Here is a 13446-nt window from a genome sequence, read left to right as displayed (position 1 = left end):
TGAAAATTCATCGGTCCCAATCCGGCCATTGGTTGATCTGGACCGCTTGCATTGCGCGGGGCGGGGCCGGACGGGTCGTTATGGCACGGAGCTTGACGCGCGCCCTTTAACATAGACACGGGGTTTGACCCGTCCCTAACAACTCAATGGCCAGACCCAAAAACCGAGCCGCAGATGCATCCGTCAGACACTCACGCCAAACAACCAGCCGACTGCGGCCGTCACGGCCATCGCGAACACGCCCCACCCGACGACGCGCATTATCGCGGGCGGCATCGGCGCGGCCCCGGCCTTGGCCCCGAGCGCGCCGAGGATCGCCAATGCAATCACCGTGACCAATAATACCGTCGGGATAATCGCAGTCGCCGGCGCAAGGTATGCGGCAAGTACCGGAATGGCCGCGGCGACGCTGAAAGTCGCGCCGGATGCCATTGCGGCCTGCAGCGGATTGGCTGCATGCACCTCCGAGAGACCCAATTCATCCCGTATATGAGCGTCCAGAGCATCGTTCTCGGTCAGTTCCCGGGCGACGGCCAGCGCAGTTTTCTCGCTGAGGCCACGCTCCTGATAGATCGCGGCGAGTTCTACAAGTTCGACGTCCGGGGTCTCCTTGAGTGCGCGCTTTTCGCGTTCTATATCCGCGCGTTCGGTGTCAGACTGCGACGACACCGAGACGTATTCGCCAGCCGCCATCGACATCGCACCGGCCGCCAGACCGGCAACACCCGCGATCAGCACTGCCCTTGGACTGGGGTCTGCGGCGGCAACGCCAACGACGAGCGACGAAACGGAAACGATCCCGTCATTTGCGCCCAGAACCGCAGCGCGCAACCAGCCGCTGCGGGTAATATAATGGGGATCGTCGGGATGCGCGCTTGGATTGGTCATGTCTTCTCTTTGCACAAATTGCGGTCGGGTGAATGATCCGTGATGACTTCGTTTTCCGGGCCGTACTCGGCGCCGGTGCGCAGGCGTTCGTTGCCGGCGATCAATTCTTCGACGAAGAGGCTGATAAATTGCGCGCGCCCGTCTGACTGTGATTTCGCGTAGATACTGGTTGCTTGGGCACGCACTGTCCCCGAGGCGGTGTTTCGGACCCGTGCAATCGCGTCATTGTCCAACCCTTTCAAGATCATGATGGCAACGTCCTTTTCCGCTCTGGTCAGGTTCCACTCGTCGAAGAATTCCTCGACGATCGTCGCCATGTGCCCATGAGCAATGTCGAGGCCGGTCTGCATGTCCGACATCCGGGACAGCAATCTGCGCAATTCGATCATCAGGAAGATTACCCCGGCAATCAGGGCAACAGCGGCGATCGACTCAAGGAGCAGGTGTGGATTGTCCAGATGCCCGTTGTCCCGAAAATCGAAAAACACGTCACCGACAAAGAACAGGGCTGACAGACCTTGCAAGAGGATAAGGCCCGCAAGAACCGTTGCGCGCCTTTCCTTCGTTTTCGCAGGCCAGAACCCAAGTTTCATTGCACCTCACGTCCTTCGGGAATTGCCTTTCTGCCATTTATCATGGCGCGGACCAGATTGACACCGGACCACCATGTATCGAAAGCAACGCCCGCAACGTGCAGCGCAACCGAGACCAAGAGCCAACCGAAAATGACCTCATGCGCTTCCTCGACCCACTCCACGCCAAAGAATGTGATCGTCGTCATCATGTAGCCGGTCACACCAATGGCGATCACGCTTGCCCAGATGTTGTAGACCATCAGCGCGCCAAGGGGGTTGTGAGACAGGTGAACTGTCTTGTCCCCGCCGAACATCTTGCGCAGGTGTCGGAAGGCGCGTGCCGGACTGGGCGGGAAGGCGAAAAAGCGTGCATGTTTCGGCCCGATCAGAGCCCAGATCAAGCGCAGAGCGACAAGACCCAAAGCGATGTAGCCGATCCACTCATGGGCCTTGCTTTCTTCCTGTACGATCGCGCCATTGAGCAGGATTGTGAGTGCAAGCGACCAGTGGATCAGCCGCACCAGAGGGTCCCAGACGGCGACCTCGCGGGCGCTCGCGCGCCCGCTTGTTCTTTGCTCGATGGCAACCATGGCGTCAGCTCTTCAGTTCGAGCTTCGTTACGACGCCGGTCTGGGGATTGACGTAGACCTCTCCCATCTTGCCGTCGCGAACGAAGTAGACCTCGATCATACCGTCTTCCATCTCTGCCTTCCGGACCTCGTAGCCCATGGCGGTCAGCGAGGCCTGGACCTCTTGCATCGTGGTGCCGAGGATGCTGTCCATCGTCACGTCTTCGGCGAGGGCGGGTGTGGCAAATGCCATCAGGGCGATCAGTGCGAATTTGCGCATGTGTCAGTTCCTTTGGTTGAGGCACCGAATGGACAGTGCCGAAACGCGGCAACCCATGTTGTCGCTTGCCGTCATTTCGGGGGATTGACCTGGCAAGACCAGTGACGCGCAGCTTAGGAGATGCCGAATAAGCGCCAGCTTATGGCCGATTTTGGCTCTAGTACGTGGTCTGGACTGCAGCTGTGATCGGAATTGTCCTCTGCTTGCCGCTGGGGCGAGGCGGACGCAATCAAAGAGCGGATCAAGACCAAGCTTGCGGACGTATTCGGGATCGGCCACACGACGCTGGGGCTGGAATGCGCGCACCGAATATGTGACTACCCCTCCGAGTTCGGCGGGCATGGGCGACCCCGTTGCAGGGGCCGGGGATGACCTTGATCCGCTATTTGTCGGCTTGGACTGATCAACTTCCGTCTTCGCTAGTCGCAGAATGTGGAACTGGCAATGCGCGACGAATTCAAATGTCGGGAGACCACATTCGATACCGCCCTTGCCCTGTCACTTCTCGGATCAAACCGCTTGCCTCCATCCACGCCAGATTGCGCTGAACGGCGGCACGGCTGGCTTCGGTCACAGACTCAGCCATTGGGGCAGTCACCAAAGGCCACTCTATGAAAACCTTTCGCAACGCGACCGGCGTGCGGCCAGACAATTGCGCCATGACGTTTTCTGCCCGACCGGTCCACGCTTCGATATCGTCAAGCGTTCGCATCGCCGTCAGAATTGCGCTGTTCATCCCATCCAACCAGCGTGCCAAGCGTTCCGTTGGCAAGCCCGAGGCACGTAGCCCCCCTGCCCCGCCCATGGCGAGTGGTGCGAAGATGGCGCCGCTTCCATCGTCAGCAGCGATCCTCGACGCGGTGACGGCGGCTTCAATCTGGTCGCCGTGCTGTCCGAGGCCCGCCAGACTCCAGAGATGAAAGCCCATGCAAGCCCGCGTGATTGGGTGAAGCTCGGCTGCTGCGGCCATTACGTCCAGCCATCCGCCCGCGCGATCTTCGAAACGTTCAGCGCTGTCTTCAATGTTCTCGGGATCGCGGCGATCCAGGAAGGCGGCCAAGTCAGCCTCCGGCCCGGGACCGCCTGTCAGCCGCCGAACAGCCCAGTGGGCGCGTGCCAGGGCATTTGGGTCATTCTGCGCACCTGACAGCCGCATCGATATCCAGAGCGCCAGACGATCAGAACTCACCCGGTCCCCTGCGAACCAGCTAAGATCCGCCGCCTCGATTAAAGCAAGCCGTTGCCGCCAGCCTTCGGGGCCGCGCAGCAGCCGGTCATCCAAAGCACCCAGGCGTCCAGCGACCCGTGCCAGTCGCGCAGCATGAACGCCTTGTGCCTTTGCCCAGTCTTCTATGACAGCAGTGTCGGGCGGTTCTGCCCGTGGCCCGGGAGGCAAGTCATCCGGTTCTTCTTCGAGTGGTCCCGGCAGAAACCAGAGATCTTCTTCGTGAGCCTCTTCATCCGCCTCGATGGTGATGAGGGGGTCATTGAAATCATCAGTCAAAGCGGATGCTTGGGTCTTCATGTGTGCAAAATACTGTTCTTTTGCACATTACCCAAGTGATTTTGTGGCAGTTGCCTTTGCTCTATATATAGTATGCGCGCGCGACTGCCGGTGGAACCTCTCAGATCGCGCTCAGCGCAAGGAAACCAAGGGTTTTTGGACGAGCACGACGAGAGAGCACTTACTTGCATTCGTTTACAAACGGTCGTTTATTGATGGTATCTGAAATTGCAAGCGGCCGGTTTTCATGCCCCTGGTAGGCTATGCGCGCGTCTCCACAGAGGATCAGACCCCCCTGCCCCAGTCTGAGGCCCTCAAATCTGCGGGTTGCGCCGAAATCTTCGAAGAGCACGCCTCCGGCGGCAATCGCGCGCGTCCGGTGCTTGCGCGAGTGCTCGAACGCGTTCAGAGCGGCGATACGCTGGTCGTCGTTCGGATCGACCGCCTTGCGCGGTCCTTGTCGCATCTTCTCGAGGTGATTGAGCGCCTGGAGGCCAAGGGCGCTTTCTTCCGCTCCCTGCAGGACCCCATCGACACCTCATCCCCGCAAGGCAAATTCACGCTGCAAGTTTTGGGCGCTGCGGCGGAGTTCGAACGTGCGCTGATCCGTGAGCGTACCAAGGCCGGGCTTGCCTCGGCACGCGCCAAAGGGCGCGTGGGCGGCAACCCAGGGCTTCGCGCCAAGGACCCTGCCGCGCTCCGCAAGGTGCGGCTGGCGCGACAGGACGGCTACATGGAGCGACTGAACGAGACCGCGCAGGATTGGGTGCCGCATGTGCGCCGCCTGCGCCCCGACATGGCTTGGGAAGACGTCCTGCGGATTATCAATGCCCCCCTGCCCTATGATCGGCGCTGGACGCAAAGCCGCCTGCTCCGCGCCGTGAAGGCATATGTGCGCGACGGGTTTCTACCCGCCGAGGTCCTAGCCCGAGCTGGCCGCCGCGAAACCGACGATCGCCTGCCTGCCATCGTGGCCGGCATCAAGGGCGCGGACCCAGACATCACTCTTCAGGCAATCTGCGACCGGCTTGAGGCGATGCGCGAGCGCACCCCTCGAGGTCGCACGAGCTGGCAGCCGTCGTCGGTCAAAATGCTGCTGGAGCGCGCTGAAAGGCTGGGGTTGCTGAAGTCCGCGCATCAACAACAATCTTGAGAATCTTCCACGCCATGGAGCGATTGCAGCGTTGCAGCGCACTTTGCGGGCGTGTGAATGAGTTCACGACTCGCAACCGAAGTTTCACGCTCAATCCGTCGTGCAATTCCCGTCTCCTCAAGGCTGGCACGCGGCGATCAGTGAGCCAGACACAAAGCCTCAGTCGGGCATGAACTTGAGGTGGCGTCGAGTTGAGCTACAGTGCTCTCCCAGCGGTTTCCAATAGTCTCCATTAGCTAAAAAATCGACTTAGCTAGGACCTGCACAATGATAGAGGTCCCTGCCCTAGAATTTGCGACGACGGTTCCTGAACCTGGGTCTTCGGAAGGCATCTGCCATCGATCATACTAAGCGGATCTTCTAAACAGCAAAACTGGGGGCAGTTTGTCCTCTGACATTCGGTGACGGGAGCCATAGGTTGTGCTGACGCAAGAACGTGGTCCGCGGTTGCTTTCCAGTGTTCGCCGAAGCCATTTAGTAAGCGCATCGGCTTCTTTGAGTTTGAACTCATGATCACTGTACATTCTCTGAAACCTTGAGTGGCGCGGATCATTTCTCTTCGTCCCTCAATAATTTGATCTCATCGGATTGGTGTCGCGGGTCGGTGAGGTGTGATTGAATTCGTCGCGGCAACGCTGTGCCTTGTGTTAGATCCTGTTCCCACGACGCAGGCAACAAGGATGCCCCTACCCGGCTGGGGATCATGGACCCGTCAGCCGACACGGCGTTGACTATCCTTACTCATGCAATGCGTTTGGTCTGATCGTTTGGGCACGGCACCCAAGTATCAATGTAGTTTTGAGTATCGATCCAGTTCGGTCGGGGATTTGCCGTATGTCTGTCGGTGCGTTGGCTGTTCCGGCATGAGCCGTCGCTGTGGAGAAGCGAGGCGCTTGCGAGAACTAGTCTGCGCCAGATTGGCTCGTGAACAGCAAGTTTATGCGTGCTGTTAACAGCTGTTAACTCGGGAGGGTGCGTGGCTTCCCTAGTAGCGCTTTGGTCCTACAGCACAATTTGTGGATAAAATCCTTGACTTAACAGGGTGAATCACGGCCATTAGAGTCAAGTTGCGCAAATAAGCGCGTTCGAGCAGAGAAATTGCAACTATGTTTCAGACGGCACCCATCGAAGCGGCGTCCCAATCCGAGCTTACAAGCCAGATGGCCGCGCGTCTACACACGGCGCTCACGACGCATCTTCAACAGGCCTACGCGCCCGATCAGCGGAAAAATCTGAGACTATTCAGCGCAACAGAGACTGCTGACCTACTTGGCGTGACCGGTCAATTCTTGCGCAAGTGCCATAGCGATGGGTCGTTGCCTGAGCCGGCAGTCATTAAGAATGGACGACGCTTTTATTCCGGGAACGAGATCCTGCAAGCGCGCCATTTTCTCGAGGCAAGCTCTCGAAAGCCGGGAAAATACCTTCCTGGGCGTCGCGAAGGTGACAAGCTGCAGGTCATTCAGCTGATGAACTTCAAAGGTGGATCTGCGAAGTCCACCTCTGCGATCCATCTGTGTCACTACCTTGCTTTGAGTGGCTACCGCGTGCTGGCGATTGACTTGGACCCACAAGGGAGCCTCACGGGCTTTTGCGGGATTCAAACTGAACTGGAGTTTGAAGGCGCGTCAATCTACGACGCGCTGCGTTATGACGATCCTGTGCCGATGTCAGAAGCTGTCGTGGAAACCTATTTCCCTGGCTTGCATTTGGCCCCTGCCCGCCTTGTGCTGAGCGAATTTGAGACTGAAACAGCGGTCAATGCGGGGCGCGGTGTCGCGTTCTTTGAGAAGCTCAGTCTAGCGATCCAGTCCGTTGAGAGCGACTACGATGTAGTTGTGATCGACAGCCCGCCAGCTCTGGGTTTTTTGACTCTGACTGGTCTTTATGCCGCGACCTCCGTTATCGTGCCGATGACGCCAAGCATGCTCGACCTTGCCTCTACACAGCAATTTGTCGAGATGACATCTGCCTATCTCGGGGTGATCGAGGACACAGGCGTCAAGCTCGATCATGACTTCTTCTCTTTTCTCATCACGCGCGACGATCCGAGCGATATTCCGAGTCAGCAGATCGTGAGCCTGATGCGCGCCCTCTTCCAGGATCGTGTCGTTGGAGCGACCGGACTGCGCAGTACGGCCATTGGCGACGCGTCGATGCTCAAGATGTCGATCTACGAGGTTGCACGATCCGAGATGACGCGGTCGACCTACGATCGGGCGAAGAACAGCATGGATGCTGTAGGTGCGGAGATCGCAGGGATGCTTCAACAGGCATGGGGGCGGTAGTCATGGCAATGGGGAAGAATAAGACGGGTATCATGGCTGCGATCACAGCCGCAAGCGAGGTGTCAAAGGAGGGTGCGTCCGACAGAGCCCATCGGACCTTGCCCAAGGGGACAATCGGTTCTGTCCGCGCCGGCCTCGGGGGCATTCAGGAAATCGACACCAACTTGATCCTTGCCTGGGGTCCAAAGGATCGGCTGGATATCGAGTTAACAGCTGTTAACAGTGACGCGGCAAATGCATCTATTCAAGATCTTGCGGCCAGCATTGCTGAGTCCGGACAGCAAGTTCCAGTGCTATTGCGTCCATCAAAGGATCGTGACGGCCATTTTGAAGTCATCTATGGCCAGCGACGCATACTTGCCTGTCGCCATTTAGGGATGCCGGTGCGGGCTCTGATCCGCACACTCGATGATACCGATGCTCTAATGGCGAAGGGGCTCGAGAATGCAGGGCGTGCGGAGCTGAGCTACTATGAACGTGTTCGGTTCGCACAGGCGATCTTGGAGCAGGGATACTCCCGTGCGGAAGCATGCCAAGCTTTGGCGATCAGCAAGAACACTCTCTCGCAGCTTGAACGTGTCAACCGGCTTGTGCCGGTAGCGGTCGGAGAGGCAATCGGCGCGGCCCCAGGGGCAGGTCGCCCCAAATGGACGACCCTCGCAACAGCGTTCGAGAAGGAGCAACTCTCGGAGGAGCGTGTATTGGATGTGCTTGGTCAATCTGGCGATCTTGATTCCGACGGGCGGCTTGAACTCGTCATCAAGGAAATCGGCAGGCGAGGAAAGCAAGAGCGATCAGTTGAACAGCGCTCGCCCGTTCCTGGTGTGCAGATCAAGAGTGGGAAATCGGGACTCTCAGTAACCGTTAAGCGGGTAGGGGAGAACACTAGATTCGCGAATTGGCTGGATCAGAATCTGGACCAGCTCATACAAGATTCCTTCGATCGGTTCCGATCAGAGAACCACGAAGGATAGCGGCGGTTAACAACTGTTAACCGCCAAGACGGAGGCACTGAGCAGAAAGGAGGACGGCACAAAAGAAAAACCCTCGAAACCGAAGTCCCGAGGGCTGCTGCGCACAAGGCGCGATTTGTTTTGACACTACAATCTTAGCAGCCCGCGAATCGCTAAACAACGAAAAACGTCTTCGGGCGAACAGGTTTTTTGTGCCTAGCTAAGAGATGACAAAATTCAATGAGGCTCCGCATGGAGCGACTGGGACAGACATGCCTCAGAAGGGTGGAGGTTTGTCTAATACCAACCAACCCTCGGGGTGGCGCAAAGCGACGGCCGGGCTGGCGGTTGCTGAACAGCACGCAAAAGCTGGTGAAAGATCAACCGTGCCCAAGTCACAGGCCCTTGTCGCCGTGAAACGCGTTGGTGCGCATATAGGCCTCAAGGCTGGCGACATGCTGCTTCTCGACACGCTTGGGGCCTTCACACAAGCCCAGGATTGGGAAGAGGGACAGCGTCCGATCGTCTGGGCGTCCAACTCTTATCTGATGGAGCAAACAGGCTTCTCGCTCTCGGCGCTCAAGCGCCATGCCAGGCGTCTGGCCGAGATCGGCGTGATTGCCTTCAAGGACAGTCCAAATGGCAAGCGATGGGGCCACAGGGACGCTGACGGTCGTATCCTCGAGGCTTACGGATTTGATTTGTCGCCGCTGTCGGCTCGCGCCGAAGAGTTTGAGCATCTCCATGCCGAACTACAGGCTGAACGTGAACTCTGCCAGCGCCTGAAGCGCCAGATCACAGTTGCGCGCCGAATGATCCGCGCGAGGATCGAAGCGGCCCAGAGGGGTGCTCTGAGTGGCCCCTGGACACAGCTCTCAAGCCTCTTTGAGGATCTTCTGCACCGCTTGCCACGCCGGAACTCGGCCTCTGAGGCGCTTGAGCGGCTCCTAGGTTGGTTCAGAGAACTCCAGGAGCGTATCGAGGCGACCTATCTCAAGGCAGTTCGAGCGGATGAAGTTGTGGAAAACATGCCCGCAACTACTGAACAAGAGCCAAAAGAGATTCAAGAAATGGACCCCAGGGAGGTCATTTCTGAACCTCATATACTAATTACAACTCAACTAAATCCTGTAACCTGTAATCGCTCAGAAACTGAGCAAGCGGCGGCCGTGGTGCCAAATGCGCCACCGGAAGAGAAGGTCGATACGGAGCTGGAAGACTGGGTGGTTGAAACACGTAGGAAACGTGGTGCAGCGCTTGATTTGCCGACTGTGATGCAGGCTTGTCCTGAATTCGCGTCCTGGGCCCGCAATATGGGCGGGTATTTGAAGGATTGGGGCGATCTGCATCGGGTTGTCGGGCAGCTAAGGCCGATGATCGGCGTCTCAGAGCACGCTTGGAACCTCGCTCAGGACCGTCTCGGCCCCCAAGTCGCGACAGCAGCGCTCGTTCTCACGTTTGACAAGCATTGCGCCGGCGAAGTGGCGTCTCCGGGTGGATATCTGCGGGGTATGGTCGAGAAGGCTGGGGCAGGGGAGCTGCATCTAGAGCGTAGCTTCTATGGCCGGTTGAGCGGACAGGCGGCGTAATGGGATGGGTAGCAGGTGTTCCGCATCTGAAGTTCCAAGTCGAGCATGCGGAGATTGCCGCCCTTATTCTCCGCGCGGTCTGCGGTGTTTGTTATTGTCTTGCGGAGACTGTGCCGTATAATCTCCGCAAAGAGTGCGTAAAATATGACCTACATTCACGAACTCCCTGATTGGCCCCAGTTTACCTGGGATAAGGCCAAGCTGTCGTCCCAACTTGCTGCGGTCCGTCACCGCCAAGGCAAGCTCTTGGGGCGCATGGAGGGTCTTGGCTTCGATCTTCGCAACGAGGCGATGCTCAGGACACTGACCAGTGATGTCGTGAAAAGCAGCGAGATCGAGGGGGAAACGCTCGACAAGGATCAGGTTCGATCGTCTATCGCAAAGCGGTTAGGTCTGGAAATTGGCGGACTGATCCCGTCTGATCGCCATGTTGATGGTGTCGTCGAGATGATGCTGGACGCAACCCAAGCGTATGACCAGCCACTGGATGCGGAGCGTCTGTTCGGCTGGCATGCGGCTCTCTTTCCAACCGGGCGAAGCGGAATGACTCGGATCAGGGTAGGGGGGTGGCGTGACGGTCCCATGGAGGTTGTATCAGGACCTTATGGCCGCGAACGCGTGCATTTTGAGGCGCCAGACGCCGAACGGTTAGACCCTGAAATGGCGCGCTTCCTGACCTGGTTTAATCAGTCCTCCGAGGCGGATCCCGTCATACATGCCGCCATCGCCCATCTGTGGTTTGTCACCATCCACCCCTTCGATGATGGCAACGGCCGCATCGCGCGCGCGATCGCAGACATGGCCTTGGCGCGATCCGAAGGCAGCGCGCAGCGGTTCTACAGCATGTCGACGCAAATCCGACAGGAGCGGAGCGATTATTACGACATGCTCGAGTCGACGCAAAAAGGGGGGCTTGATGTCACGGCGTGGCTCGTTTGGTTTCTGGCTTGCCTTGACCGCGCATTTGATGGTGCCGAGATCATCCTTGAGGCCGTGTTCAGGAAGGCGCGGTTCTTGGAGAATTATGGAGCAGCGAACATTAACGACCGGCAGCGGGACATGCTCAACCGCCTTTTGGATGGATTCGACGGAAAACTCACAACGTCGAAATACGCGAAAATCGAAAAGTGCTCACAAGATACGGCATATCGCGACATCCTCGATCTCATCGACTTGGGCGCCCTGGCGAAAGATGAGGCTGGTGGACGTAGCACCAGCTATTCCCTGACGGCAACCTAAAAAGGCTCGTCTCAGGGGAAGCCCGAAACGCTGGCTCCAAGGAAGTATCAGCCAAGCACCAGTGAGGCTTGCCGGTTTGGGGCAAACCTAAGTCTTTGATAAAGCTTGTAAGTCAGAAGGTTTAAGGACTTATTTGCCGATGTATGTTGCCGATCTTGAGGTGCTGAGTGCAATGAAGATGAAACGCGGTTCTGACGGCCTTGGAAGTCCTCGGTCTGTGCCTCCGGGGTAGCAGAAAGGGAAAGTGTCCTTCGAGTCTTGTGACTGACGGATGAGGGCCTTTGCGGTCCCTCAGATGGGTCCGGGCCGGGTTCCGGTCTGCCGTTCTGGATGAAGGGCTTCCCCATGCAAACAAGTGTCTTGCGCGTGCTGCGCGCGACCGCTGCCTCTTGGTGGCGGCATAGAGAGCTGCGCCGAACCGGCGAGACGGAGCCGGCACGGCAGCTCGAGCGGAAAGCCGTTCTCCGCGATCTCGGCTATCTCAGGCAGGCTACGTCATTGCCAAACGCGCATGTGATCTGCGGGGATGGTGGGACGTTCATCCATCTCGGTTGGACCACCGTGTCGACTCTCGCGCCTATCGAGCGCTTCCCCCTGGCCGTGCTTGTGGTCGCACGAGGGACACCCGCCATCGATATTCGACCCGTCACCGATGTCATCGCCTTCGCGAACCTGCCGCGGGTGACGCGGAACGGATCGGTCAACCCTGAGCATTCGGGTCCCGGCAGGTGCGTCTCGCTGACCACCTACATCGACATGGTCGAAAAGCTCGGTGCCAAGATCGCCAACGATCCGCGGTCCCGTCAGTCAATCTGATCACCATTCCCTCTCACCAACACTCGAAAGGAGGCCAGCCATGGCCCGATCCCGCATGCCCAAGTTCGATGCCTCCGATGTCATCACCAACGAAATCATTCGCATCATTGAGCGCGGCGTCCTGCCTTGGCGCAAGCCCTGGACCGCAGGCGGCAGCTTGCGCCCCCTGCGCGTGTGCGGCGACCCTTACCAAGGCGTCAACAACTTCCTGCTGACCATGCGCACCGTGATGGCGGGCCACAGCTCGCCCTTCTGGATGACACTGCCGCAGGCCAATGCCTTGGACGCAAAGGTGCGCAAGGGCGAGAAGTCCTCTGTCGTGGTCTACTACGGACAAAGCCGGACGAACGCCGCCGATGAGGGCGGCCGCAGCGATGGGGATGACAGCTCTGAGGAAGCCCGCGTCTTTCGCTTCCAGAAATCCTACCGCGTCTTCAACGCCTGTCAGATCGAGGGCTTGCCCGAGAGCTTCTATCCCGACTCGGAGCCCGCGCCCGAACATCCGCCGTCCGAGCCCATCCCGCATATGCAGGCGTTTTTTGATGCCATCGACATCACGACCGTCTTCACGGGCACGGAAGCCTACTATCTGCCGCCTGTAGACAAGGTGTTCATGCCATCCATTTCCAGGTTCGAGAACCCGCGGAATTTCTACGGGGTCTGGGCCCATGAGCTGGCCCATGCCACCAAGGCGCGCCATCGGCTGAACCGCGACTACGGCCTCTCGCGCTTCGGCAACACGGCCTATGCCCGCGAAGAGATCGTCGCCGAGCTGACCTCGGTGTTCCTTGGCCAGATGCTCGGCTTCACAGCGCATACGCTCGAGATGAACGCAGCGTATCTCTACAACTGGCTACGGGTTCTTCGGTCGGACAAGGGTGCGATCTTCAAGCACGCCGCGGATGCGCAGCGCGCTTGTGACTACCTGATCGCCAGATCGGAGGCGGGTAGGGCAGGGGCGGGCGCCCAGGCCGCCTGATTGCACAAAGAACGGAGACTCCCATGTCACGCAAGGAACCCAAGACGCTGCGGCTGGCCTGCTACAAAGACGGCCGCCGCAAGATCATCACCTTCAAACGCGGAGCTTATTGGTGGAGCCCGTCCGAGGGCGCCTATCCACTCTCGGCAGCGCTCGAGAGCATCAAGAAACAGGGCGGATGGATCGAAACCATCCCCAACCCGAATTACCGACGCAAGGGGTTGTTCGGGTAGAGACCCGTCCGTCTCGGTCCTGTCGCCGGCCGGAAAAGGAAAAGCGGGCTTCGGGAAGGGTGTTTCAACTTTTCAAAGGAGAGCCCCATGACCAGCACCGCTCAATCCCAGACAGACAGCCCTGATCCGAGTGTGATCGCGGCGCAGAACGACGCGTTTCGCAGGGCCGCATGCATGTCACCCGCTCGATTATGGAGGCTGGCGACGGCTTCATGGCCGAGGCGGTGAAGGCCACGGGCATGTTCGAGACCTTCGAGCCCGAGAACGATCCCGAAGGATGGCATGATTTCGGGGCGGTCGAGATCCGGGGCGAGACCGTGTTCTGGAAAATCGATCTGCATGAGGAAATTACATTTTCAAGTCCTTTTCTTTCTGTGCAA

13 protein-coding genes and 1 pseudogene are annotated in these 13446 nt (G+C 58.5%); 9 read left to right on the top strand and 5 right to left on the bottom strand.

Annotation, left to right across the window (positions count from 1 at the left end):
• Positions 1 to 183 precede the first annotated feature (183 nt).
• The 5 genes from ATO11_RS19345 to ATO11_RS19325 all read right to left on the bottom strand — a co-directional run bounded on the left by ATO11_RS19345 (position 184) and on the right by ATO11_RS19325 (position 3837).
• Complete coding sequence (locus ATO11_RS19345; RefSeq protein WP_050532570.1) at positions 184 to 888, bottom strand: VIT1/CCC1 transporter family protein; 705 nt, start codon at positions 886 to 888, stop codon at positions 184 to 186.
• The gene (locus tag ATO11_RS19340; RefSeq protein ID WP_110553793.1) at positions 885 to 1481 is read right to left on the bottom strand and encodes a helix-turn-helix transcriptional regulator; all 597 of its coding nucleotides are present in this window, start codon (positions 1479 to 1481) and stop codon (positions 885 to 887) included. The genes ATO11_RS19345 and ATO11_RS19340 overlap by 4 nt, the downstream gene beginning before the upstream one ends.
• The gene (locus tag ATO11_RS19335; RefSeq protein ID WP_050532569.1) at positions 1478 to 2053 is read right to left on the bottom strand and encodes a cytochrome b/b6 domain-containing protein; all 576 of its coding nucleotides are present in this window, start codon (positions 2051 to 2053) and stop codon (positions 1478 to 1480) included. Before ATO11_RS19335 ends, ATO11_RS19340 begins: the two co-directional genes overlap by 4 nt.
• A 4-nt stretch (positions 2054 to 2057) precedes the next feature.
• Complete coding sequence (locus ATO11_RS19330) at positions 2058 to 2312, bottom strand: PepSY domain-containing protein (RefSeq protein ID WP_035841084.1); 255 nt, start codon at positions 2310 to 2312, stop codon at positions 2058 to 2060.
• A gap of 457 nt (positions 2313 to 2769) precedes the next feature.
• On the bottom strand, positions 2770 to 3837 hold the full coding sequence (locus tag ATO11_RS19325) for a hypothetical protein (RefSeq protein ID WP_050532568.1): 1068 nt from the start codon (positions 3835 to 3837) through the stop codon (positions 2770 to 2772).
• A 226-nt stretch (positions 3838 to 4063) separates the two neighbouring features.
• On the opposite strand from ATO11_RS19325, the gene ATO11_RS19320 reads away from it, so the two are divergent.
• The 9 genes and pseudogenes from ATO11_RS19320 to ATO11_RS19280 all read left to right on the top strand — a co-directional run.
• A complete protein-coding gene (locus ATO11_RS19320; RefSeq protein ID WP_050532567.1) occupies positions 4064 to 4969 on the top strand; it encodes a recombinase family protein in 906 nt (301 codons plus the stop codon).
• A gap of 1160 nt (positions 4970 to 6129) precedes the next feature.
• Complete coding sequence (repA, locus tag ATO11_RS19315; RefSeq protein WP_242601473.1) at positions 6130 to 7257, top strand: plasmid partitioning protein RepA; 1128 nt, start codon at positions 6130 to 6132, stop codon at positions 7255 to 7257.
• 32 nt (positions 7258 to 7289) lie between these two features.
• A complete protein-coding gene (repB, locus tag ATO11_RS19310; RefSeq protein ID WP_242601472.1) occupies positions 7290 to 8231 on the top strand; it encodes a plasmid partitioning protein RepB in 942 nt (313 codons plus the stop codon).
• A 251-nt stretch (positions 8232 to 8482) separates the two neighbouring features.
• Positions 8483 to 9799, top strand: coding sequence for a plasmid replication protein RepC (gene repC / locus ATO11_RS19305; RefSeq protein ID WP_050532581.1), 1317 nt, complete (start codon positions 8483 to 8485; stop codon positions 9797 to 9799).
• Positions 9800 to 9943: 144 nt separating this feature from the next.
• Positions 9944 to 11038, top strand: a complete 1095-nt coding sequence (locus ATO11_RS19300) for a Fic family protein (RefSeq protein WP_050532564.1) — start codon at positions 9944 to 9946, stop codon at positions 11036 to 11038.
• Positions 11039 to 11368: 330 nt separating this feature from the next.
• Entirely contained in the window at positions 11369 to 11854 is a 486-nt protein-coding gene (locus ATO11_RS19295) for a hypothetical protein (RefSeq protein ID WP_050532563.1), read from the top strand.
• A gap of 40 nt (positions 11855 to 11894) precedes the next feature.
• Complete coding sequence (locus ATO11_RS19290) at positions 11895 to 12833, top strand: ArdC family protein (RefSeq protein WP_050532562.1); 939 nt, start codon at positions 11895 to 11897, stop codon at positions 12831 to 12833.
• 23 nt (positions 12834 to 12856) lie between these two features.
• On the top strand, positions 12857 to 13066 hold the full coding sequence (locus tag ATO11_RS19285; RefSeq protein WP_050532561.1) for a DUF6330 family protein: 210 nt from the start codon (positions 12857 to 12859) through the stop codon (positions 13064 to 13066).
• 87 nt (positions 13067 to 13153) lie between these two features.
• Positions 13154 to 13446, top strand: a pseudogene (locus ATO11_RS19280) (DUF3768 domain-containing protein); the annotation flags it as partial.

Source organism: Pseudaestuariivita atlantica, assembly GCF_001205715.1.
GTDB classification, from domain to species: domain Bacteria; phylum Pseudomonadota; class Alphaproteobacteria; order Rhodobacterales; family Rhodobacteraceae; genus Pseudaestuariivita; species Pseudaestuariivita atlantica.
Note: the sequence above shows the minus strand (reverse complement) of the source record. Positions and strands in the feature narration are given on the sequence as shown.

What these genes read in the sequence shown, in the direction of transcription:
- ATO11_RS19345 (WP_050532570.1), bottom strand. Translation starts at nt 888, where the DNA reads ATGACCAATCCAAGCGCGCATCCCGACGATCCCCATTATATTACCCGC.
- ATO11_RS19335 (WP_050532569.1), bottom strand. Translation starts at nt 2,053, where the DNA reads ATGGTTGCCATCGAGCAAAGAACAAGCGGGCGCGCGAGCGCCCGCGAG.
- repC (WP_050532581.1), top strand. Translation starts at nt 8,483, where the DNA reads ATGCCTCAGAAGGGTGGAGGTTTGTCTAATACCAACCAACCCTCGGGG.
- ATO11_RS19320 (WP_050532567.1), top strand. Translation starts at nt 4,064, where the DNA reads ATGCCCCTGGTAGGCTATGCGCGCGTCTCCACAGAGGATCAGACCCCC.
- ATO11_RS19295 (WP_050532563.1), top strand. Translation starts at nt 11,369, where the DNA reads ATGAAGGGCTTCCCCATGCAAACAAGTGTCTTGCGCGTGCTGCGCGCG.
- ATO11_RS19340 (WP_110553793.1), bottom strand. Translation starts at nt 1,481, where the DNA reads ATGAAACTTGGGTTCTGGCCTGCGAAAACGAAGGAAAGGCGCGCAACG.
- ATO11_RS19300 (WP_050532564.1), top strand. Translation starts at nt 9,944, where the DNA reads ATGACCTACATTCACGAACTCCCTGATTGGCCCCAGTTTACCTGGGAT.
- ATO11_RS19285 (WP_050532561.1), top strand. Translation starts at nt 12,857, where the DNA reads ATGTCACGCAAGGAACCCAAGACGCTGCGGCTGGCCTGCTACAAAGAC.
- ATO11_RS19290 (WP_050532562.1), top strand. Translation starts at nt 11,895, where the DNA reads ATGGCCCGATCCCGCATGCCCAAGTTCGATGCCTCCGATGTCATCACC.
- repB (WP_242601472.1), top strand. Translation starts at nt 7,290, where the DNA reads ATGGCTGCGATCACAGCCGCAAGCGAGGTGTCAAAGGAGGGTGCGTCC.
- ATO11_RS19325 (WP_050532568.1), bottom strand. Translation starts at nt 3,837, where the DNA reads ATGAAGACCCAAGCATCCGCTTTGACTGATGATTTCAATGACCCCCTC.
- ATO11_RS19330 (WP_035841084.1), bottom strand. Translation starts at nt 2,312, where the DNA reads ATGCGCAAATTCGCACTGATCGCCCTGATGGCATTTGCCACACCCGCC.
- repA (WP_242601473.1), top strand. Translation starts at nt 6,130, where the DNA reads ATGGCCGCGCGTCTACACACGGCGCTCACGACGCATCTTCAACAGGCC.